The following is a 21,064-nucleotide window of genomic DNA, read 5'->3' as shown; positions in this document are numbered from 1 at the left end:
TCTCGATCGCCCAGACCATTCGATCGCCAAGACCATCCCCAGCCTTGTTGGTGCCAAGTCCCGCTACTGATTGACAAACGAATATGATCGAGTATCAGTTTCTAAATGCTGACAGACTGTCAGTTTTTTTGCCGTCAGGCAAGGACGTTGGGAGGCGACCGTGACTTCTGCTGGTAACGCGGATGCCGGGAACGGCGACTGGCTGGTCGGCAACCCCACTGGGGCGCAACTCGCCTCGGCATTGTGGATCGGCTCGGTCGGGCTGCTCATTCTCGGGCTGCAGCCGGTGCTTCTCGGCGCGCTCTACACCGAAGGGCATGTCAGCGGTGACGAACTCGCGCTGGTCGCCACGGCGGAGATGATCGCCATCGGCATCGGATCGGCGGCCATCGCCATGATGCTGTCCGCCCACAATATGCGCTTGAAAAGTGCCGTCCTTCTGCTCTTGCTGGCGCTGGCTAACTGCGCGACCGCCTATGCGCTGACCTCGACCTCGCTGATTGCCGCCCGCGCGGTGGCAGGCCTCGCCGAGGGTGGGCTGGTGGCGGTCGCCACGGAACTGATCGCCCGTTCACGCCGGGCCGAGCGCATCGGCGGCTTCTTCGTCACCCTTCAGACCCTGGCGCAATGCGCCCTTGCCCTGCTGCTGGCGCTTTACGTCATCCCGGCCGCCGGATCGGCGGGCGGCTTCATCGTTCTTGCCGTCGTCTGCATCGCCTCGGTGGCCGTCGCCTTCATCGTCCCCGATAGCTATGCCGACCTGCCCAAGGAGGAACAGTTCAGCAATGTGCTGACCGTTCCTTCGCTTGCCGCTTTGCTGAGCGTCTTCTGCTACTTCATGTTCTTCGGCTCGGTCTGGGCGTTTCTCGAGCCACTTGGCGCACAATACGGCATCGATGGCCGCACCGTCGGCCTGATCGTCTCGGCCAACCTCGCATTGCAGGTGCTGGGCGCAATGACGGCTACCGTCTTCGAGGCGCGCATCGATTACCGCTTCGCCATCGTGGCGATCGGCGTGGTCGCCGTCGCCAGTTCCGTGATGCTCGCCGGCAGCCCCGGCCTGACGGTTTTCTGGGTCGCGGCCTTGATCATGGGCCTCATCCTTCTGTTCATCGTGCCCTATCAGATCCGGCTGGCGATCACCGCCGACGAGACGCGCACGGCCGTGCTTCTGGTGCCGGCGGCCCAGCTTTTCGGTCTGGCGATCGGCCCGGTCGCGGCATCGCTGCTGATCGACGGCAAGGATTTTCGGCCGGTGCCGGAATTTGCCGCCGCCAGTGCTGCGGCCAGCGTTGTGCTGCTCGGCCTGTTCGTCCTGATCGCACGGCGCCGCCGCGCCATCGCCTGAGACACGACCGGGGGAGCATCTCCTCGATACTTGACTAAGTCAAATAAATGACCGATCGTTGATGGGGCAGGAGGCTTCCCATGACGATCCATCATCAACCCGGCAAGGAACGCATCGACGCGGTGCGGGCTTTCAACCGCTTCTACACCCGCCAGATAGGTCTGCTCGACGAAGGCCTGCTGAAAAGCGCCTTCTCGCTGACCGAGGCGCGGGTGCTCTACGAACTGGCGCATCGCGATGGCCTGACCGCCAGCGATCTCATCCGCGATCTCGGCCTCGACGCCGGTTATGTCAGCCGGCTCCTGAAGAAGTTCGAGCACCTGCAGCTGATTGCGCGCGCGCCGCTGGCGTCGGATGCGCGGCAGTCGTCGATCACGCTGACGCCGGTGGGGCGGCAGGCCTTCGCGCCGCTGAACCGGGCTTCGCACGACCAGGTCGCGGCCTTGCTGGAGCGGCTTCCTGCTGCCGAACAGGACCGGCTGGTCAAGGCCATGCAGACGGTCCAGCAACTCCTGGGCGACAGCCCGGAGACCAAAGTGCCGTATATGCTGCGCCCCTTGCAGGTCGGCGACATCGGCTGGGTGGTGCGCCGCCAAGGACAGATCTACGCACAGGAATATGGCTGGGACGAAACCTACGAGGCGCTGGTCGCCGAAATCCTCGGCGCCTTCGTAAAATCCTTCGATCCAGAATGGGAACGCAGCTGGATTGCCGAGCGGCAAGAGGAGGTAGTCGGCTCGGTCTTCGTCGTGCGCAAGTCCGACGAGGTGGCAAAATTGCGCCTGCTCTATGTCGAGCCTTCGGCGCGCGGCCTCGGCATCGGCAAACGGCTGGTCGAGGAGTGCATCGGCTTCGCCCGCGCCAGGGGCTACAAGACGCTGACCCTGTGGACCAACGACATTTTGACCGCCGCCCGGCACATCTATGAGAGTGCGGGCTTCAGGCTGGTGGACGAAGAGCGCCATCACGCCTTCGGCAAGGATCTGGTCGGCCAGAACTGGAAGCTGGAGCTGTAGCGCCTTTTCACCGGAAGAAGGCAAGATCGCGCGCAAACGCTCTCACACTCTAACCGGAATCCATATCTCCAGCCCGCCATTGCCACTGCGCGGATCGAACTCCGGGCCGTAGCGTTCGAATTCGGGGCCGTCGGCTATATCGTGCCCCGAGGCCGGCAGCCATTTGTTCCAGATCGTGTTGACGGTGCGGCGGATCGTGGAGATGTGCTCGGCATGGGTGAACACGGCGTATTTCTGCGCCGGCACCCGCACCCGCGAAAGCTCCTTCGGCAGGTCCGAGAAATCCGAAACTTCGACGCCGGCGATATAGTCGAAATTGCCGGCATCGTCGCCGTTGACGCAGACGCCATAGGCGACGTCGCCGGTCTCGCCCGGAATGTTGCCGATATAGGGACCGAAGCGCTGCCACTGCATCGGAATAGCCGCGCTGGCTTCGCAGCTGTAGCGCTCGCCGAGGCCGGCAATGAGGAAGGGATGGCCGGTCTCGAAGCGCGGCGGCGGCAGTGAGGCTAGGAAGCACTGGTCCATCAGGATCGGCTCCACCAGGTCGAGATTGCTGAGGCTGCCCTGCGCGCGCACCAGTTCCGGCGTCGTGCCGAACTGATCGCGGAAGGCGCGGGTGAAGGCTTCGTGCGAGGCGTAGCCGGCATCGAGCGCGACAGCGAGGATGTCGGGCGCGCCGGAAGCCAGCTTGCGCGCCGCTTCGGTCAGCCGGCGCGCGCGCATATAGCCCATCACCGAACGGCCGGTGGCGGCGCCAAAGGCGCGCGTCACATGAAAGCGCGAGACGCCGCTGCTTTGCGCGACATCCTCAAGCGAGATCGCTTCCGGCAAATGGCTCTCGACAAACCACAGCGCTTTCTCGGTCGGGTTCATGAGTCTCCTCTCATTTGGCCACTCCATGCTGCCGGCTTTTTGCGAGGCCAGTTTGATCGAAATTGCGCCTGTCGTAAAATCGAAGGGCGCTGGTCGACTGTGGCAGGTCACCATCGTGGAAAGCCGCTGCTGGGCGGCCTCGGCCTGGCTCGCTGGGACAATATCCAGGCGCGCTGGGTGCGGGCACCATCCTTGCCTATGCCCTGTGGAACCACCGCCGGCTCGATGCCTTCCCCGCCGGCGAAAATGCCGCCGAAAGCCTAGGTGTGCCGGTGGCGAGGACGCGCAAGACGACCTTTCTCCTCGCGGCGTTCTCGACGGCAATTCACGTCACGGTCGGGAGGTCATCCGCAACCGTCATTGACTGTGCCATGACCGCATCTGCATGGCTGCCATCCCTCTTTTTCGGCTCTGGTGCAATGCGGCGCCTTGAATGGTAAGCACGCTTATAATATATACCGCTCATGGTTTCCGACGGCATAGATAGATTGGGCTTTTTGATCCACGACGTGCAGCGCCTTATGCGCAAGCGCTTCGAGGCGCGCGCCAGCGGACTTGGCCTTTCCTCGGCACAATGGCGGCTTCTGGTTCGCGTTGCCAAGGAGGCGGGCGTCGCCCAGGCTCGCCTCGCCGAACTTCTCGAAATCGAGCCGATCAGCGTTTCACGCCTCGTCGACCGGATGGAGGAGGGCGGCTGGATCGAGCGGCGCTCCGACGCAACTGACCGGCGCGTGCGTATGATCTTCCCGACAGCCAAGGCGAACGCGGCCTATGCCGAGGTCAAAAGCCTTGCTGGCGAAGTTTATGAGGAATCGCTGGTCGGCGTTTCGCCGGACGACCGCCGCGTCCTTATCCGGGCGCTGGACACCATCGTGCAAAACCTGGCGGACGGCGAGACGTCGTCCTTGAAGAGTACGGAAGGGGCAGCAGCATGAACGCGGCAGCCAAGCTAGACGAGAATGTAACCAAGATCGAGACGCCGGCAAAGCCGGCCGCCGAAGCGCCTGCACAGCCGGCCGCAGCACCTGTCGCGGTGGCTCCCCCGGTTCAACCCGCTCCGGCTCCGGTCAAGAAGCGCCGCCTCGGCCGCTTGCTGCTGATGGTCGCCCTGCCGGCCGCGCTGGCCATTGGTGGCGGTTATGTCTGGGTGACCGGCGGCCGCTATCAGGAAACCGAGAACGCCAATTTGCAGCAGGCCAAGGTGTCGATCGCCTCGGACACCGCCGGCCGCATCGTTCAGGTCGGCATCTCGGACAATCAGCAGGTCAAGCAGGGCGATGTGCTGTTTGCCATCGACCCCGAGCCCTACCGGATCGCGTTAGCCCAGGCCGACGCGGCGGTCGCAGTCGCACGCGTCGGAATCGAACAGCTGCGCGCCGCCTACAGTCAGGCACTGGCGCAGGAAAAGTCTGATGCCAGCCAGGTCGACTACGCGCAGTCGCAGTATGACCGCGCCGCCGACCTTGCCCAGAAGGGCATCAACGCCAAATCGTCGCTGGACGAGGCCAAGAACGATCTCGACAAGGCAAGGCAGCAACTGGCCGTTGCCGAGCAAGGCATCATCAGCGCCAAGGCGGCTCTCGCCGGCAATCCCGATATCGAGACCGACAAGCATCCGACGGTGATGGCCGCACTCGCCGCGCGCGACAAGGCCGCCTACGATCTGGCGCAGACCACGGTCAAGGCGCCGGCCGACGGCGTCATCAGCCAGGCCTCCTCGTTCAAGGTCGGCCAGTATGTCGGTTCCGGCACGCCGCTGTTTGCGTTGGTCGAGACCGGCGACACCTGGATCGATGCCAATTTCAAGGAAACCCAGCTTACCCACATGAAGCCTGGCCAGAAGGCCGAGGTCGTCGTCGACACCTATCCGGGCAGAACTTTCGAGGCCACCGTCAAGGCGATCGGCGCCGGCACCGGCGCGGAGTTTTCGCTGCTGCCAGCTCAAAACGCGACCGGCAACTGGGTCAAGGTCACGCAGCGCATTCCGGTGCGCCTGGAGCTGACCGATGCCGACGCCAAAATGGCGCTGCGCACCGGCATGAGCGCCTCGGTTACGGTGGATACCGGCGTTGCCCGCGGCTTGCCCGCTATCTTCGGCCACGCCACCGCAGGCGAAGCACAATAGACTGTGAATGGACCGTGATCTCGAAAAGCAGGAACACGGCCCGGCAGAACGCCCGCGCAGGCGAGGTGAAGTTGAGATGACAGGATCGGTCCGACGGCAGGTTGAACGAGGGGTGGATTGGACCGGGCCGCATCGCGGCCTGCCCAGAACCTGGACCACTTCGGCGCCGTCTTCGGACCTTGGATTTCCGGGCGGCAAGCGCCTGATGTGTCGAGACCTTCGATCGATGTAACCCCCACATCGATAGATCGCGTCCCACCGCGATGAGGGTCTCTTCACCAGAGAAGGCCTCGCCGCCCGGAAACCTAGTGTACACGTTTTTGTTACCTGTCGGAAGTTCCGCATCATGACCACACCAGAACCTTTCAAGGAAGTGCCGCATCGCGGCTTGATCACCGTGGCGCTGATGCTGGCGACCGTCATGCAGGCGCTCGACACCACGATCGCCAATGTCGCGCTGCCGACCATGACCGGCGACCTCGGCGCCTCGCCCGACAACATCAATTGGGTGTTGACCTCCTACATCGTTGCCGCTGCCATCATGACGCCGGTGACCGGCTGGCTGGCCGACCGCTTCGGCCGCAAGGAACTGTTCCTGGCGGCGGTTGTCGGCTTCACCGTGTTCTCGATGCTGTGCGGTATTGCCTGGAGCCTGGAGAGCATAGTGTTCTTCCGGCTGATGCAGGGCGTGTTCGGCGCCGCCATCGTGCCGCTGTCGCAGACCTTCCTGCTCGACATCAACCCCAGGGAACGCCACGGCCAGGCGATGGCCATCTGGGGCGCCGGCATCATGCTGGGGCCGATCCTGGGTCCGACGCTGGGCGGTTGGCTGACCGAGAATTTCAACTGGCGCTGGGTGTTCTTCATCAATTTGCCGGTCGGCATCATCGCCTTCCTCGGCATGGGAGCCTATTTGCCGGTCGTTGCCCGGCGGATACGCAGCTTCGATTTCTTCGGTTTCGCCATGATTTCGCTCGGCGTCGGCGCACTGCAGCTGCTGCTCGACCGCGGCGGCGAGGTCGACTGGTTTTCCTCGGTCGAAATCTGGATCGAGCTTGCTCTTTCGATCACCGGCTTCTGGGTTTTCATCATCCATACACTGACGGCGGAACGTCCTTTCATCGACCCCAAGATCTTCCTCGACCGCAATTTCGTCACCGGCCTGGCCTTCATCTTCGTCATGGGCGTGCTGATCCTGGCCTCGATGTCGCTGCTGCCGCCGATGCTGTCGACCATCTTCGGCTATCCAACCGTCACCATCGGCGTCGTCCTGGGGCCGCGCGGTGTCGGCACGATGATTTCGATGCTTGTCGTTGGGCGGCTCATGAGCAGGATCGACGCCCGGATCCTCGTCGTCATCGGCTTTCTGCTCACCGCGCAGTCGCTCTACACCATGTCCTCCTTCACGCCGCAGATGGACAATTGGCTGATCCTCAGCTCCGGCGTCATCCAGGGCCTCGGCATGGGCATGGTGTTCGTGCCGCTGTCGACGGTGGCCTTCGCCACGCTCGACGTGCGCTTCCGCACCGACGCCACGGCCCTGTTCAGCCTGGTTCGAAATCTCGGTTCGTCGATCGGCGTGTCGGTGGTGACGGTTCTCATGGTGCGCAACACGCAGGTCAATCACACCGAACTGTCGGCTTTCATCAACCCGTTCAACCCCAATTTGTGGGCGGCCTCGCCGGCGGCAGCAGGCGGCGATCCGACGGCACTTTCGCAGGTGGACCGCATGGTCAACATCCAGGCGATGATGATCTCCTACGTCAACGACTTCAAACTGCTGATGGTGATGACGCTGGTTGCCATTCCGTTTGTCTTCCTGCTGCGCAAGCCGAAGACCGCTCCGGCCGGCGCGGCCGCTCCTGCCGCGCATATGGATTGAGGCGGGCGCCGGTAGCGCTGGCAGCAAGCTGGTTGCCCCTGATGATTTGTTGCTCGGATGATCGTCAAAACCCGCGTGTGCAAAAGAATATCGATAATGAGCCGTTGGAAGTTGATTTGAAATGACATTTGCACCTTTGGTATCTGGTTGCTGACGCCTCCAATTCCGTTACAGTTCATCTTGAATTAGCACATCTGTAACATTGTCAGTCGACTTTCATTTGGCACGACAGAGGCCCTTTCTTGTTTCAGGTGCCAAACCGGAGGAGGTCTGTTTGGTCACGAAGTCATCCAGAAGATCCGTCGGGGCGCGCGGGCCGGTGGGCGTAGCCGCATTGGCAAGACTGGCTGACGTTTCCTACGATACGCTCGAGGGAGAACTTCGCACGACCATTGCGGGTCTCGAAGGGCAGACCCTGCGCTTCGAGACTGCGATCGAGAATATTTCGCAAGGCATCTGCTTTTTCGATGCCGATGAACGGCTGATCCTGAGCAACCGGCGCTATGCGGAAATCTACCGCATTGCGCCCGAGGAATTGCGGCCTGGCGTGACACTGAGCGAAATAGTCGAACGCCGCGTCGCCGCCGGCACGGCGGCGACGGCCGCCGACACCTATCTCGCAACGGCTCGCTCGATCAATTCGGGCAAGGCTTCGCGGCTCTGGACCGCCAAACTTGTCGATGGTCGCACAATCCAGATCCGTAACCAGCCCATGCCCGATGGCAGTTGGATCGCCACGCATGAGGACATCACTGAACTCCTCGCCAATCGGCAGATCGTCGACGAGCGCATTTCGCTGCAGGCGCTGATCGACTGGGTGCCCGATTATCTCTGGGTCAAGGATACGCAAAGCCGTTTCGTCGTGGTCAACAGCGCCCTTGCGACCGATAGCGGCCGCAACAAGACCAGCGACATGATCGGTTTGACCGATTTTGATCTCCACCCCCCGGAAGTTGCGCGGAAATTTCGCCTGGTCGAGCAGCGCCTGCTCAAGAGCGGACAACCAGTGATCGACGCGGAAGAGTTTGTCGTGGATGCGTTGGGGAACGGCAAATGGCTTTCGTCGACGAAGGTGCCGTTGCGCAATCGCCAAAATGAAATCTTCGGCCTGGTTGGCATTGCCCACGACATCACCGCCCGCAAGCAGGCGGATGTCCTTCGCAGCGGGCAGGCGCAGATCCTCGAAATGATTGCCACGAGCGCGCCGCTGGAGGACGTGCTCGACCGCCTCATGCGCTTCGTCGAGGCTCAGTTGAAGGGGATATTCGGTTCCGTCCTGCTGCTCGACAAGGACGGCATTCATTTGCGTCACGGTGCGGCGCCGGGCCTGGCGAAAGCCTATACGAGCGCCATCGATGGGGCGGCCATCGGTCCCAAGGTGGGATCCTGCGGAACCGCCATCTACCGGCGGGAACCGGTCATTGTTACCGATATTCAGCAGGATCCGCTTTGGGACGATTACCGCGAACTGGCGGCGCCCCATGGCTATCGTTCGTGCTGGTCAACCCCGATCCTGTCGCATCGGGGCGTCGTGTTGGGCGCCTTTGCCATGTATTCGATGACCGTGCGCGAACCCACCCATGCCGAGACCCGCCTGATCGAATTCACCACACACATTGCCGGCATCGCGATCGAGCGCAAACTGGCGGAAGACCAGATCCACTTCATGGCCAACCATGATGCGCTGACCGGCCTGCCCAATCGCGCTTTGCTGGAGGATCGGCTTTCCCAGGCGGTCCTCTACGCGCAGCGATACAATCGCTGGATGACGGTGGTGTTCATCGATCTCGACAATTTCAAACTGGTGAACGATACGCTTGGCCACAATGCCGGCGACGAACTCCTCAAGACCGTCGCCAGCCGTTTGGTTGGATGCGTGAAGGCCACCGACACCGTCGTGCGCCTTGGCGGCGACGAATTCGTCATCGTCCTGTTCGACCAAACCACCAATGTCGATGTGGTCTCGGAAACCCTGCAGACGATCAGGGATGCGATCGCGGAACCGGTTCTTGTCGGAGAGCATCGGCTGAGAACGACGGCCAGCATCGGCATCGCAAATTACCCGAAGGACGGGACCAGCCCGGATACGCTGTTGGCCAATGCCGACGCCGCCATGTATCGCGCCAAGGAATTCGGCCGCGACAATTTCCAGTTCTATGCCCCGGAGTTCAACTCAACGGCACATGAAAAATTCCTGCTTCAGGAGGAATTGCGAAACGCGCTCGCCCGGTCGGAATTCGCTCTGCATTATCAGCCACAGGTGGATCTGCGATCGGGGCAGGTTTTCGCCGTCGAAGCGCTGGTGCGCTGGAACCACCCGACGCGAGGCCTGGTTTCGCCGGCGATGTTCATCCCGACCGCCGAGGAGACCGGGCTGATCGTGCCGCTCGGCGACTGGATCCTGCACGAAGCCTGCCGGCAGAACAAAGCCTGGCAGCGCGCCGGTCTGTCGCCCGTAACCGTCTGCGTCAACGTGTCGGCGCGGCAGTTCCGGGAGAAGAACCTGATCGACCGCGTCGTCAACGCATTGAAGGAAAGCGGCCTGGAGGCGAGGTATCTCGAGCTCGAAGTGACGGAAAGCCTGATCATGCAGGATTTCGAGCTGGCGGTCGCAACGATGAACGGACTGCAAAAGCTCGACGTACAGATATCGATCGACGATTTCGGAACAGGCTATTCCAGTCTCAGCGCCCTCAAGACGTTTCCGGTGGCGCGGCTGAAGATCGACAAGTCCTTCATCAACGATCTCGCGACCGACGAGAACGATCAGGCGGTCACTGGCGCCGTGATTTCCCTGGGGCAGAAGTTGAACCTTCGGGTGCTGGCCGAAGGTGTCGAAACGGAAGACCAGGTCGCCTTCCTGCGCAAGAACAATTGTGACGAGGTGCAGGGCAATTATTTCAGCAAACCCCTGTCGGCTGGGGATATCGGCGAGCTGATCGCGAAAGGCTGACGGCTGGCTCGCGCCGTAACCGCTGGCTGCTATTTTCCGAGCACCAAGCTCCAGTAGCGGATGGCGCTGTCGCGTCCGTCGCGTACATAGGCGAGGCCGAAGCGCCTGAAATCCGGATCGAGCATGTTGCGGCGGTGGCCAGCCGAATGCATCCATATGTCGAACAGTTTCTGCTGGTCGAAGCGGCCCTCGGCGATGTTCTCGGCGGCGGCGCCCCGCACGCCATTGTCCTTCATCCGCGACGCGAAATCCTTTCCCCAGCCCGTCGTGTGGCTCATGCGTTCGCGTGAGGCCATATAGCCGGCCTGCTGCCGAGCGGCCTGCTCGAGCTGGGCGTCCGGCACCAGCGCCGGCAGTCCGGCCGAAGCTCGGATGCCGGCCAGCGTCGCGGTGGCCGAGGACGACACACCGGCGCCTTCGCCGGTCGGCACCGAGACCGTGCTGCAAGCAGCGAGGCCGGCCATGGCTGCAAGGCCGATCAGCAGCAGGCGCCTGTTTGGTTTTGGACTTGCTGCGCCAGAGCGGGTTTGCGCGAGCGGGTGATTGGTGCTGCAGATCATTGTCATGCGAGCCTGACTTAGCGGCGATCATGGCTTTTGCCGGGCAGGGCCGCGAAAATCTCAATCGCTGGCCTCCGTGCAGGTTCGGCCGATCGATTCGAATGGGAAGGTCGGCGGCCGATGTAGTCTCGGCGCGTTGCCTCCGATCAGCGTTGCGCGTCGGTCGCCATTTTAAGCGCCAGCCCGGCAAGCACCGTGCCCATCATCCAGCGCTGGATGACCATCCATAGCGGCCGTCCGGCAAGGAAGGTCGCGATCGAACCGGCCGTTACCGCGATGATGGCATTGACGGTCAGGCTGATCGAGATCTGCGTGGCGCCGAGCACCAGAAGCTGCGACAGCACATGGCCCTTGCCCAGCGAGATGAACTGCGGCAGCAGCGACAGATAAAGCACCGCCACCTTGGGGTTGAGGAGATTGGTCATCAGGCCCATCGCGAACAGCTTGCGCGGCCTGTCCTTCGGCAGTTCGCGCACCTGGAATGGTGAGCGCCCGCCGGGTCGCACCGCTTGCCAGGCGAGCCATAGCAGATAGAGCGCGCCGGCAATGCGCAGTGCGTCATAGGCAAACGGCACGGCAAGCAGCAGCGCGGTGATGCCCAGCGCAGCCGATACGACATAGAACAGAAAGCCGGCCGCCACGCCGCCGAGCGAGATCAGCCCGGCCTTGGGGCCTTGCGACAGCGAGCGCGAGATCAGGTAGATCATGTTCGGCCCGGGCGTCAGCACCATGCCCAGGCAGACCAGCGCGAAGGCGAGATGGTTGGCGGTTTCGGGCACGGGCAATCTCCGGGAAGCGGTGACGATACCGAGCACGCGTTTTGACTCACCGCAAGAGCATGATGGCCGGAGACTTTGCGCCAGCGTCGAAAAATGTCGAAAGCGGCGAAGCCGTCAATTTCCCCCGCAAGGGGGAAGATCAGCAGCTTCAACCCTCAGCTCACCACGCGCAGGTTCGAGAGCTCGTTGGCGATTTCCTTGAAATTGTCGGACAGCGTGGCGCCGGTCGCGTTCCAGAACAGTTTTGCAGGCTTGCTCGGGTCGGTCGGATCCTTGCGGAAGCGCGAGTCCGACGAGCACGTCTTCAGTGCCTCCATCGCGCTCTTGTCGCCGGCGTCGGTCGTCGACATATCGAGCGCCACCGTCATCACCATGATGTTGGCCGCCTTGGCGTTGTTGCACAGCGTCGCCATCTGCTCGTTGAGCGCGGCGGTGTAGTTGCTCGACGAATAGTTGAGCTGGCCGATGGCGCTCGACGTGCCGCCGAACAGGCGGGTGACCGCAGTGCCGTTGTAGCCGACGCCGGTATAGCCATAGCCGGCATAGGTCGACTTGTTGCCGGCGGGGTCGGAACTCACCGTCGAATAGGTGTTCTCGCCGTCGGTGAGCACGATGACCACCTTGTCGTTGCCGCGCTCCGTCTCAGGACGTCCTCCTGTGAAAGGCTCCGTGCTGGAGACGGTGCGCCAGCCCCAGGCCATGCCTTCCGGCACATTGGTGTTGCCGTTGGGCGCCATAAGGTCGATCGCAGCCTTGATCTTGGTCAGCCCGGCGGCGTTGGCGACGTCGGTCAGCGGTGTGATCGGCGTGGTGGTGCAGCTGTAATTCGGACCGGCACCCGTCCCCAGCACCGGCGCGTTCATCGGCCGTGGCTGGAAATACTTGGCCATGTTGGACTGCCTGGTCTTGCCGGTGGTGCTCGCCGGATCGTCGTTCCACCAGCTGTTGGCTGCGCCATAGGTCTTGGGGGCCACCTCGTCGGGGTCCTGCGTTATGTACCAATGATTGCCCGGCTCGTCCGGCGCGAACATCGGCACGAACATGGTCGCGGGATCGCCGACGCCGGTGCCGGTGTTGTTCGGTCCGCCGGAGGCCGGCGCGTCGTTGACATTATAGGGATAGGGCCGCACTTCGACGCAGCCCTGCCAGCTGGCGAACGGTCCGTATGTGTCGTTGTAGTCGTATTCGTTGTGGCTGTCCGAGCATGTATGATTGGCGCGATATTTGTCGCAGACCACGCGTTTGCTGCCGACGATGCGCTCGTGGCTGGTGACCACCTTCATGTCGCGGTAGAGCGAGAAGCGGGTCAGCATCTGCCCCTCCTGCTCACCCCAGCCAGTGCCTTTCTTGTACCAGATGCCGCCGATCTTCTGGGCATATTTGTCGGCTGCGTTAAGCGTGGACCAGGCGAAATTCTCATTGTGGATGGGCGACAGCCCGTAGGCGTCGATCCACGACGCGTTGTCGTTGCTGGCGCCGACATTGACCGAGGCGGCGAACGGCACAAGGCTGAACTGGACCGGCTTGTCGATCTGCTTGATCATCGCGGCCTGCAAGGCAAGCGTGTCGACGAGCTGCTTGGCGGCTTGCTTGAGAAGGTCGATGCGCTTTTGTCCGGCACCCGTGCCCGTGTTCGACATCGACCCCGAATTGTCGAGCACCATGGCCACTTCCAGCGTGTTCTTCAGCCGGACTTGCGAACACACGGAGTAGGTGACGTTTTCCGACGTCCTGCCGATCAGCATCGCCGCTGCCGGCAGGAAATAGGGCTTGTAGACCAGGCTGGCGCACAGCTTGACGATGCCGCCGCCGGTCGTGCTGCTGGGCAGCGTAACGCTGAGCGTCGTGTCGGCGGGATCGACGTCGTTGAGGTTTGCCTTGAAGAAGTCGAGCGCATAGGCCCGCAACTGGTCGTCGGTGGCGCCTTCCACCAGCCGGCGCGCGGTGGCGAAGTTGGCGGCGTCGAGTGCGTTGACCACCCTCTGCTTCTCGCTGACCACGCCGGTGTAGTCGACAGCCATTGCCACGCCGCCCATCAGTGGCACCATCGCCACAACGGTCATCAGAGCGTAATTGCCGCGGCGGTCACGCCAGAAGTCACGCCGGAATGTGCGCCAGAGTTCACGCATGTGATGTAAGCGGCCCCGCCTGCGGATTCTTCAATGCCGCCACAGTTTCACAAAACGTTGAAGGACGGGTTGGGGAAACTGCTCGATTGCGCGGTTAGCGCTTCACCAGGCGCTAACCAAATGCACGGACACGTGAGCAACGCCGCAACAAAACGCCCCGCGAGGCGGAGCGCCTTGTTCGAAAGATCGCGCCGATCAGCTGACGATGCGCAGGTTCGACAGTTCGTCGGCGATTTCCTTGAAACTTTGCGACAAGGTGGCGCCGGTCGCGTTCCAGTACAGCTTCGCCGGCTTGCTCGGGTCGGTCGGATCCTTGCGGAAGCGCGAATCCGAGGAGCATTTCTTGAGCGCGTCTATGGCAGTCTTTTCCGCCGGCTTGGTGGTAACCAGGTCAAGCGAGACCGTCATCAAGAGAATGTTCGAATTCTTCGCATTGGTGCAAAGCGTTTGCATCTGCTGGTCAAGCGCGGTTGTGTAGTTGGCCGCCGTATAAGTTGTCTTGGCGACGGTCGTGTTGACGAACAGGCGGGTCGCAGGCTCGACTGGCTTCGGAAAATTAGGGCCGGTGTAGCCGTAGGCGGCGTAGGTCGATCCATTCTTGGCGTAGTTGCTGGTCATGTCGTTGCTAGGGCCGATGCTATAGGTGTTTGCGCCGTCGGTCAGGACGATGACCACTTTGTCGTTGCCTCTTTCGGTGTTCGGCCGGCCTTGCGTAAAAGGCTCGTTGCTCGACACCGTCCGCCAGCCCCAGGCCAGCCCTTCCGGCACGTTGGTGTTGCCCGTCGGGGCCATGGCATTGATGGCATCCGTCAGGATTTTCTTGCCATCGGTGGTGGTTATGTCCTGCAACGGCGTGATCGCGGCGGTCGTGCATGCCGAATTGGGTCCATCATCGGCCGCAGCGGCTGCTGCGTCCCAGGGCTTTGTCAGAAAATACTTTCGCATATCCGCTTGGCGTTTGGGGACAGTCAGCGTGTCGGAATAATCGATCCACCAATTGTTCGCGTAACCCCACGTCGATGTGCTGGTGCGAGTTGTGTCGGTCCAGAAATTGCCAGCTTCGTCCGGCGCGAACATCGGCACGAACATGGTGGCGGGCGTGCCCGTGGTCGGCGATGTGTCGTCGTCATTATAGGGATACGGCCTCGCCTCCACGCAGCCCTTCCAGGCTTCGTATTTGGCGACGACGGAGGTCTTGCAAGTGCCGTTCGGGTTTTTCGTCGTACAGGTCGTTGCCATCATGTCCTGATAGAGAGTGAAACGCGTCATCTCCTTGTCTTTGTCAGTGCCCCAGCCCGTGCCGCGCTGGTAGTAAACGCTGCCTACTTTTTCGATCCATTTGGTGGCATTTGCCGCCGCTGTCATCGTCGACCAATCGAAGTTCTGATGATGGATCGGGGAAATGCCGGTCGTGTCCAGCCACGTCGGCAATGGAGCCGGGGGGATCGGAGCGCCGACATTGACCGACGCAGAAAACGGGACCAGCGAGAACTGCACCGGCCTGGTGACCTGCCTCATTTGTGCGGCTTGGAGCGCCATCGTGTTGACAAGCTCGGTAGCGGCCTTCTTGAGCAAATCTATTCGTGGCTGGCCGGTGCCGGAGCCGTTGATGCTCATGGAGCCGGAATTGTCGAGCACGAGAGACACTTCCAGCGTGTTTTTGAGGCGGATCTCCGAGCATGCCGACGTTGTGACGTCGGCGGCGGTTCTTCCGATCATCATGGCCGCTGCCGGCAGGAAATAGGGGTGGTACGTCAATTCGGCGCACAGCTTCAGCGTGCCACCACCTGCGTTGTTGTTGGGCAGCGTCACCGTCAGCGCCGTATCGGCCGGACTGACGGCTCTGAGATTGGCCTCGAAGAAATCCTTCGCATAGGCCTTGGATGCCGTGTCGGTCGCCCCGGTGACGATCTGCTGTGCCGTGGCAATTCCGGCGGCATCCAGCGCGTTCAGCATGTTCTGTTTTTGGCGCAGGAGGTCGGTGTAGTCGATGGCAATCGCCAGCGCGCCCATCAAGGGCACCATGGTGATCACTGTCATCAAGGCATAGTTGCCGCGTCTGTCGTTCAGAAATCTGCGGATCATGCCTTCAGCACCCCTGCCAGGACCCAATATCGGTCCGAAGATGCCCACAAATCGTTAAATTTCAGGTTGCTGAAATGCGTTCAACATAGGCCCATCTTTTCAAGGCTCGTTAACCACTCGGCCCTGGTGATCAGCGGTGCGACATTGTTTCGATCGACCGAAGCTCGGAGAAGGGTGGTTCCTGCCTGTGCAACCTTCGATCAGCCCGTTGCGCAACAGCCTGGCAAGTGCCGAAAAGCTGGTGACAGGATGAAACGCTTCGGTTAATGCGGGGCCGGTTGCGGCGGACCGTCGGCTGCAGCTCTCGCAATGATCGTCACAGCAGGAAAACGGCATGGCGGATTCGCCTGACATCATCGGCTCGCTCGCGGATTTGTCGGGCGCCTACTCGGCCATCCTGTGCGATGTCTGGGGCGTGATCCACAATGGCGAATGGCATTTTCCGGCGGCTGCCGAAGCGCTTGCCGCCGCGCGTGCGGCGAAGGTCCCGGTCGTCCTGATCACCAACTCGCCGCGCCGCAATGCCGATGTGGTGGCGCAGATGAATGCGATCGGCGTTCCCGCCGCCGCCTACGATCGCGTCGTCACCTCAGGCGATGTGACCCGCGACCTTATCGCCGAAGGCCCACGAAAAATCTTCCATATCGGCGCCGACCGCGATTTCACCCTCTATGACGGTCTGGACGTCGAGCTCGTCGAGGAGTTCGAGGCCTCCGGCGCGGTCTGCACCGGGCTGTTCGACGACGAGGTGGAAACGCCTGAGGATTACGCCGATCTGCTGCGCCGGCTGCGCGCCAGGAACCTGCCTTTCATCTGCGCCAATCCCGACATCGTGGTCGAACGCGGCGAGCGCATGATCTGGTGCGCCGGCGCCTTGGCGCGCGACTATGCCCAGCTTGGCGGCCGCACGCTGATCGCCGGAAAACCTTATGCGCCGGTCTATGACGTAGCGCTGCGGGAGGTTGCCGTGCTTCTCGGCCGAGACGTCGCGCGCACCGAGGTGCTGGCCATCGGCGACGGCATGATGACCGACGTCAAGGGCGCCGCGGACAACGGCATCGACGTGCTTTACGTCTCGGGCGGCATTCACGCGCGCGACTATGGCGATCCCATGCAGCCGGACCCCGCCAGGCTTGCAGCCTTTCTGCAAAAGCACGGCTACCGGCCGGTCGCCGTCATTCCGAGACTGCGGTAGGGTTGCTGCATGAGCGCAGCTTTCGAACACATTTCAGCAACCGCGCCGCTGCCGCCGCATTTGCGCCGCGGCGTGGTGGCGATCGGCAATTTCGACGGCGTCCATCGCGGCCACCAGGCGGTGCTCGATCGCGCGCTTGCCGAAGCCGGGCGGCGCGGCGTGCCGGCGCTGGTGCTGACCTTCGACCCGCATCCGCGCAAGGTGTTCAGGCCCGATATGCCGCTGTTCGTATTGACGCCGCCGCCGATGAAGGCGCGGCTGCTGTCGCATCTGGGCTTTGCCGCACTCGTCGAACAGCCGTTCACGCGCGCCTTTGCCGGCCTGTCGGCCGAGGCTTTCGTGACCGATGTACTGGAGACGAACCTCGGCATCACCCATGCCGTGACCGGCTTCGATTTCCACTTCGGCAAGGACCGGCAGGGCGGTCCTGCGTTTCTGATGGCGGCAGGCGAGCGCCATGGTTTCGGCGTCACCCTGGTCGACGCCTTTCGCGACGAGGGCGCCGAGGTCGTGTCGTCGAGCCGTATCCGCGAGCTGCTCTGCGAAGGAGAGGTCGCCGAGGCCGCAGGCCTGCTCGGCTACCGCTTCACCGTCGAAAGCGAAGTGATCGGCGGCCAGCAGCTCGGCCGCACGCTCGGCTTCCCGACAGCCAACATGAGGCTTTCGCCGGAAACGACTCTGAAGGAAGGGATTTATGCCGTCCGCTTTCGCCGCGCCGACGGCACGCTCTATGATGGTGTCGCCAGCTTCGGGCGTCGCCCGACTGTCGACGACAATGGCGCGCCGCTGCTCGAAACCTTCGTCTTCGACTTTGCCGGCGATCTCTATGGTGAGATCTGCGACGTATCGTTCTTCGGCTTTTTGCGCCCCGAGGTGAAGTTCGATGGGCTCGATGCGCTAGTGGCACAAATGAAGCGCGACGAGGCGGAGGCGCGCGCGCTGCTGGCCGGCGTCAGGCCGCTTTCGGATCTGGACGGCGCCATCGCTTTTTGAGCCTTCCGGCCGCTTACCTCTTCAAGCCCCTACTTCTTCAACGCCAGTCCGAGAGCGATGAAGCTCCAGCCCTGGAAGATCAGGTCGATGGCCAGGAACAGGCCGAGCACCCACAGGCTGTTGACCGGCCAGCCCATGGCGATGGTCAGCCCCGCCAGCACGCTGATCAGGCCCGCCGCGACGACCCAGCCCCAGCCCTTTTCCGGTCGGTGGCTATAGCCGACCCAGGCCCTGAGCGCGCCTGAAGCGACCAGCGCCACCGCCAGCAGCAAGGTCAGCACCGTCGAGGCCAGCAGCGGATTGTCGAAGGCAAAGAAACCGGCAACGGCATAAAGTAGGCCGCTGAGCAGCCAATAGAAGAAGCGACTCCAGGTCTTCACGCCGAAGGCATGCACGATCTCGATGATGCCGGCCATCAGCATCAGCCAGCCCACGACATAGACCGAGGCGACGGTGGCGATGAACAGATTGCCGAAGGCAATGCCGCCGAAGATGAGCAGCAGCACGCCGAGCGCGACGAACCACCCCCATTTGTCCCGTGTCCGGCCGATCGCATCTTTCAGGGCACCGTGCAGGGTCATGGCTGCATCTCCTCGAAATCGCCTGGCACCTTGCCGGGAGGTTAGCCCCGGCTGTAGCGGACGTCCAGCCGATGGCGACGGCTAGCAAACAAACAAAGCGTCGGTGGCTTGAGGTTCGCGCGTACGTGTCAATTTATGGCAGCCCACCCAGTCACAAGGACGAGGACAAGCGTGACGATCGCTCCAGAGACGTAGACGATCGTTCTGACACTGCCACCCTTGGCGGCATTGCCGCCGCGTAGGTAAACCCCAGGTGAAGCAGGCGTATCGCCACATGAACCCAGACAATGGTCGCCAACGTGGCCGACCCAACGCCAACCATCATGGCCAGCACCGCCGGGACGACAAAAGGCGCCAGCGCCTCGACCGAGTTCATATGCACGCGGTCGATCCTGTAGAGGAGATTGGCGTCGTCGGCCGGGATCACCGGACCGGAAAGCGCTCCGGCAAATCCCTTGGACGAACCCGAGTAAACCGCCAGCGCGACTGACAAAAGACAGAGGATCAGTACACCGAGGATGCTTAGCCAATAGGGTTCCATAATTGTGCTCCTTCAGGTCACCTTGCCGGCAAAAAGATCTTGGAATCGCCTGAGATACAGCGGCCAGCCTCGATCACCGTCAATCCCAAAGCGCACGCCTTCCCAGCCTTCGCCATGACGTTCGAGATTGCGATGCTCGATCTCGACGCGGGTCCGGCTATTCGTCTCCGCCGTAAACCGGACTTCCCACTCGCTGGTCCTGTCCGGATTGGTCTCGATCTGCCATTGAGGGCTGATATCCCAACTCAGAAGCAGTCGGTTCGGCGGCTCGTAGGCCAGCACCCGTGCCAGCGGCACTCGCTGCCATCCACACCGCGGTCGTAGACGTGACCGCCAACGCGGGGTTCGAAGATCGTCTCCGCGATCGGCACCGCAAGCAGGTTATGCTCTTTGGGTTTGAAACTGCCGAAGTCCTCGGTGAAGACCTTGAAGGCATGTGCGATCGGAGCCTCGACAAGGATGGAGTGCCTCACGGGCGGTTGATGTGTGCTCATTCCTGCTCCTTCAAGGGCTGTTCGACGACCACTTTGTAGGCCGCCAAGGTCTTGCTCCAGAACCGGTCGAGTTCGGCGCGCAGGCTGGCCAAGCCTTCCGGTTCGACCCGGTAGATGCGTTGCTTGCCTAGCCGTGTGTTGGCCACGAGGCCGGCGTCCTTGAGCACCTTCAGGTGCTGCGAGACCGCCGGCCGGGTGACAGGAAGCGCACGAGCCAATTCCCCGACCGAACAGGGTTGTTCGACCAGCAGTTCGAAGATCGTCCGCCTGGTCGGGTCGCCAAGCGCTGTCCATCTGTTCATGTTAGTCTGCACTAACGCGAATTTAGGCAACCTCGCTATTTCTGTCAACTCGCCACAGGCCCGGCGGCGCCCTGTTCAAATGGGCCACAGCGCAAAAAACAGGGTCGCAGTTGCCGCCACTGCTGTAGATTTTAAGTCAAATTTTACCGAACCGGCGCCATGGCTTTGGCTGCCGGGTGTTCTCTCCGTTTTGTTTCGCGTATGGGGTGGTGATGCGTATTGTCTGGACGATTCCGCTGTTTCTCGCCTCGGCGCTGCTCACTGTGTCCACCGCCAATGCTGGCGAGGGTGCCTTCGGCTGGATGTCCGGCGACTGGTACCTGACGCTTGGCGCCACCGGCATGGTCGCGCCGAAATTCGAGGGCTCCAACAGCTATCTGCTCAGCGCATCGCCGATCATCTCGCTGGGCAAGGCCGGCCCGGCCGCGCGCTTTACCTCGCGCAACGACAACATCTCGCTGGCGCTGGTCGACGATGGCGGCGTCCGCGCCGGCCTGACCGGAAAATTCCTGTTTTCCCGCGACAGCAAGGATGAGCTCAAGGGCCTCGACCCGGTGCGCTGGGGCGGTGAGGTCGGCGGCTTCTTCGAAATCTATCCGACGGACTGGCTGCGCGCCCGTGCCGAACTGCGCCATGGCATTCGTGCCCATGATGGCTTTGTCGCCGACATCGCCGCCGATGCTTTCTACGACGTGACGCCGACTGTCAGAATTTCGGGCGGACCACGCGTGTCCTTTGCCTCGTCGGGCTATTTCGACTCTTATTATGGTGTCAACGCCAAGGAGGCTGCGGCCTCGGGCCTGAGCGAACACCATCCTGGCGGCGGCCTGAAGTCGACCGGCCTTGGTGGCGCCATCACCTGGAAGGTGACCGATCCGATGACCGCCAGCCTGTTCGGCGAATATGCGCGCCTGATGGGCCCGGCTGCCGATTCCAGCCTGGTCAAGGAGCGCGGCGACCGTAACCAGTTCACGGTCGGCGTCTCGACCACCTATCGCTTCGACTTCGCGATGTAAGTGAATCGAACAAGAGACGCTTTATTCCTGCGGCTTTCTCGGCTAAAAGCCCGGCAATGACGAGCTTTTCACGCCTTCGCGCGCTGACGATACGAATTACAGGCCCGGTGTTCCGGGCGGCCTGAGCGCCGCCGGAGCCGCCGGGAGTTTTGCGCGCCCCCTCGCGCTTTTTCCAAATCATGATAGTTC

The 21,064-nt window shown here is 62.3% G+C and carries 18 protein-coding genes and 1 pseudogene; 10 read left to right on the top strand and 9 right to left on the bottom strand.

The window, feature by feature from the left end; all coding sequences use genetic code 11:
* Positions 1–160: 160 nt before the first annotated feature.
* Together NKH54_RS14745 and NKH54_RS14740 are read left to right on the top strand one after the other, a co-directional pair.
* A complete protein-coding gene (locus tag NKH54_RS14745) occupies positions 161–1,348 on the top strand; it encodes an MFS transporter (protein ID WP_023724805.1) in 1,188 nt (395 codons plus the stop codon).
* Between the two features lie 80 nt (positions 1,349–1,428).
* Positions 1,429–2,364: a bifunctional helix-turn-helix transcriptional regulator/GNAT family N-acetyltransferase gene (locus NKH54_RS14740; protein WP_023724806.1), complete on the top strand. Its 936-nt coding sequence runs from the start codon at positions 1,429–1,431 to the stop codon at positions 2,362–2,364.
* Between the two features lie 42 nt (positions 2,365–2,406).
* On the opposite strand, the gene NKH54_RS14735 is transcribed toward NKH54_RS14740, so the two are convergent.
* A complete protein-coding gene (locus tag NKH54_RS14735) occupies positions 2,407–3,240 on the bottom strand; it encodes an AraC family transcriptional regulator (RefSeq protein WP_353028464.1) in 834 nt (277 codons plus the stop codon).
* A gap of 129 nt (positions 3,241–3,369) precedes the next feature.
* Here NKH54_RS14735 and NKH54_RS14730 point away from each other — a divergent pair.
* The 5 genes and pseudogenes from NKH54_RS14730 to NKH54_RS14710 form a co-directional block, all read left to right on the top strand.
* Positions 3,370–3,578, top strand: a pseudogene (locus tag NKH54_RS14730) (iron chelate uptake ABC transporter family permease subunit); the annotation flags it as partial.
* Between the two features lie 126 nt (positions 3,579–3,704).
* Positions 3,705–4,175: a MarR family winged helix-turn-helix transcriptional regulator gene (locus tag NKH54_RS14725; protein ID WP_023705728.1), complete on the top strand. Its 471-nt coding sequence runs from the start codon at positions 3,705–3,707 to the stop codon at positions 4,173–4,175.
* Entirely contained in the window at positions 4,172–5,365 is a 1,194-nt protein-coding gene (locus NKH54_RS14720; protein WP_353028463.1) for an HlyD family secretion protein, read from the top strand. The genes NKH54_RS14725 and NKH54_RS14720 overlap by 4 nt, the downstream gene beginning before the upstream one ends.
* Positions 5,366–5,711: 346 nt before the next feature.
* Complete coding sequence (locus tag NKH54_RS14715; protein WP_353028462.1) at positions 5,712–7,247, top strand: DHA2 family efflux MFS transporter permease subunit; 1,536 nt, start codon at positions 5,712–5,714, stop codon at positions 7,245–7,247.
* A gap of 334 nt (positions 7,248–7,581) precedes the next feature.
* Positions 7,582–10,200 (top strand): EAL domain-containing protein, encoded by a 2,619-nt coding sequence (locus NKH54_RS14710; RefSeq protein ID WP_353028461.1) that lies wholly within the window; start codon positions 7,582–7,584, stop codon positions 10,198–10,200.
* Positions 10,201–10,229: 29 nt separating this feature from the next.
* On the opposite strand, the gene NKH54_RS14705 is transcribed toward NKH54_RS14710, so the two are convergent.
* The 4 genes from NKH54_RS14705 to NKH54_RS14690 form a co-directional block, all read right to left on the bottom strand.
* Entirely contained in the window at positions 10,230–10,760 is a 531-nt protein-coding gene (locus NKH54_RS14705) for a CAP domain-containing protein (RefSeq protein ID WP_502907529.1), read from the bottom strand.
* Between the two features lie 146 nt (positions 10,761–10,906).
* The gene (locus tag NKH54_RS14700; RefSeq protein WP_023730458.1) at positions 10,907–11,539 is read right to left on the bottom strand and encodes a LysE family translocator; all 633 of its coding nucleotides are present in this window, start codon (positions 11,537–11,539) and stop codon (positions 10,907–10,909) included.
* Between the two features lie 155 nt (positions 11,540–11,694).
* A complete protein-coding gene (locus NKH54_RS14695; protein WP_023700636.1) occupies positions 11,695–13,668 on the bottom strand; it encodes a pilus assembly protein in 1,974 nt (657 codons plus the stop codon).
* A 195-nt stretch (positions 13,669–13,863) separates the two neighbouring features.
* Positions 13,864–15,753, bottom strand: a complete 1,890-nt coding sequence (locus NKH54_RS14690; RefSeq protein ID WP_023671532.1) for a pilus assembly protein — start codon at positions 15,751–15,753, stop codon at positions 13,864–13,866.
* Between the two features lie 334 nt (positions 15,754–16,087).
* Between NKH54_RS14690 and NKH54_RS14685 the strand changes: the two genes are divergently transcribed.
* Together NKH54_RS14685 and NKH54_RS14680 are read left to right on the top strand one after the other, a co-directional pair.
* Positions 16,088–16,948 carry a TIGR01459 family HAD-type hydrolase gene (locus NKH54_RS14685; RefSeq protein ID WP_023671533.1) on the top strand — a complete coding sequence of 287 codons (861 nt, stop codon included), beginning with the start codon at positions 16,088–16,090 and terminating at the stop codon, positions 16,946–16,948.
* Between the two features lie 9 nt (positions 16,949–16,957).
* The gene (locus tag NKH54_RS14680; protein ID WP_353028459.1) at positions 16,958–17,941 is read left to right on the top strand and encodes a bifunctional riboflavin kinase/FAD synthetase; all 984 of its coding nucleotides are present in this window, start codon (positions 16,958–16,960) and stop codon (positions 17,939–17,941) included.
* 29 nt (positions 17,942–17,970) lie between these two features.
* On the opposite strand, the gene NKH54_RS14675 is transcribed toward NKH54_RS14680, so the two are convergent.
* From NKH54_RS14675 to NKH54_RS14660, 4 genes are all read right to left on the bottom strand, one after another.
* A complete protein-coding gene (locus NKH54_RS14675; protein ID WP_353028458.1) occupies positions 17,971–18,522 on the bottom strand; it encodes an HdeD family acid-resistance protein in 552 nt (183 codons plus the stop codon).
* A 151-nt stretch (positions 18,523–18,673) separates the two neighbouring features.
* Positions 18,674–19,063 carry an MAPEG family protein gene (locus tag NKH54_RS14670; protein ID WP_353028457.1) on the bottom strand — a complete coding sequence of 130 codons (390 nt, stop codon included), beginning with the start codon at positions 19,061–19,063 and terminating at the stop codon, positions 18,674–18,676.
* Between the two features lie 12 nt (positions 19,064–19,075).
* Positions 19,076–19,360, bottom strand: a complete 285-nt coding sequence (locus NKH54_RS14665) for an SRPBCC family protein (protein WP_353028456.1) — start codon at positions 19,358–19,360, stop codon at positions 19,076–19,078.
* Between the two features lie 193 nt (positions 19,361–19,553).
* Positions 19,554–19,859 carry an ArsR/SmtB family transcription factor gene (locus NKH54_RS14660; protein WP_023689559.1) on the bottom strand — a complete coding sequence of 102 codons (306 nt, stop codon included), beginning with the start codon at positions 19,857–19,859 and terminating at the stop codon, positions 19,554–19,556.
* A gap of 212 nt (positions 19,860–20,071) precedes the next feature.
* On the opposite strand from NKH54_RS14660, the gene NKH54_RS14655 reads away from it, so the two are divergent.
* Positions 20,072–20,875: a MipA/OmpV family protein gene (locus NKH54_RS14655; protein ID WP_023730461.1), complete on the top strand. Its 804-nt coding sequence runs from the start codon at positions 20,072–20,074 to the stop codon at positions 20,873–20,875.
* Positions 20,876–21,064 lie beyond the last annotated feature (189 nt).

This window comes from Mesorhizobium sp. M1004 (assembly GCF_040318795.1).
GTDB lineage: Bacteria > Pseudomonadota > Alphaproteobacteria > Rhizobiales > Rhizobiaceae > Mesorhizobium.
This window is presented reverse-complemented; position numbering and strand designations above follow the sequence as displayed.

Bases quoted from the DNA above. Each gene is read 5' to 3' on its own strand.
- NKH54_RS14740 (WP_023724806.1), top strand. From the start codon at position 1,429: ATGACGATCCATCATCAACCCGGCAAGGAACGCATCGACGCGGTGCGG.
- NKH54_RS14735 (WP_353028464.1), bottom strand. From the start codon at position 3,240: ATGAACCCGACCGAGAAAGCGCTGTGGTTTGTCGAGAGCCATTTGCCG.
- NKH54_RS14725 (WP_023705728.1), top strand. From the start codon at position 3,705: ATGGTTTCCGACGGCATAGATAGATTGGGCTTTTTGATCCACGACGTG.
- NKH54_RS14720 (WP_353028463.1), top strand. From the start codon at position 4,172: ATGAACGCGGCAGCCAAGCTAGACGAGAATGTAACCAAGATCGAGACG.
- NKH54_RS14715 (WP_353028462.1), top strand. From the start codon at position 5,712: ATGACCACACCAGAACCTTTCAAGGAAGTGCCGCATCGCGGCTTGATC.
- NKH54_RS14705 (WP_502907529.1), bottom strand. From the start codon at position 10,760: ATGATCTGCAGCACCAATCACCCGCTCGCGCAAACCCGCTCTGGCGCA.
- NKH54_RS14695 (WP_023700636.1), bottom strand. From the start codon at position 13,668: ATGCGTGAACTCTGGCGCACATTCCGGCGTGACTTCTGGCGTGACCGC.
- NKH54_RS14690 (WP_023671532.1), bottom strand. From the start codon at position 15,753: ATGATCCGCAGATTTCTGAACGACAGACGCGGCAACTATGCCTTGATG.
- NKH54_RS14685 (WP_023671533.1), top strand. From the start codon at position 16,088: ATGGCGGATTCGCCTGACATCATCGGCTCGCTCGCGGATTTGTCGGGC.
- NKH54_RS14680 (WP_353028459.1), top strand. From the start codon at position 16,958: ATGAGCGCAGCTTTCGAACACATTTCAGCAACCGCGCCGCTGCCGCCG.
- NKH54_RS14675 (WP_353028458.1), bottom strand. From the start codon at position 18,522: ATGACCCTGCACGGTGCCCTGAAAGATGCGATCGGCCGGACACGGGAC.
- NKH54_RS14670 (WP_353028457.1), bottom strand. From the start codon at position 19,063: ATGGAACCCTATTGGCTAAGCATCCTCGGTGTACTGATCCTCTGTCTT.
- NKH54_RS14660 (WP_023689559.1), bottom strand. From the start codon at position 19,859: ATGAACAGATGGACAGCGCTTGGCGACCCGACCAGGCGGACGATCTTC.
- NKH54_RS14655 (WP_023730461.1), top strand. From the start codon at position 20,072: ATGCGTATTGTCTGGACGATTCCGCTGTTTCTCGCCTCGGCGCTGCTC.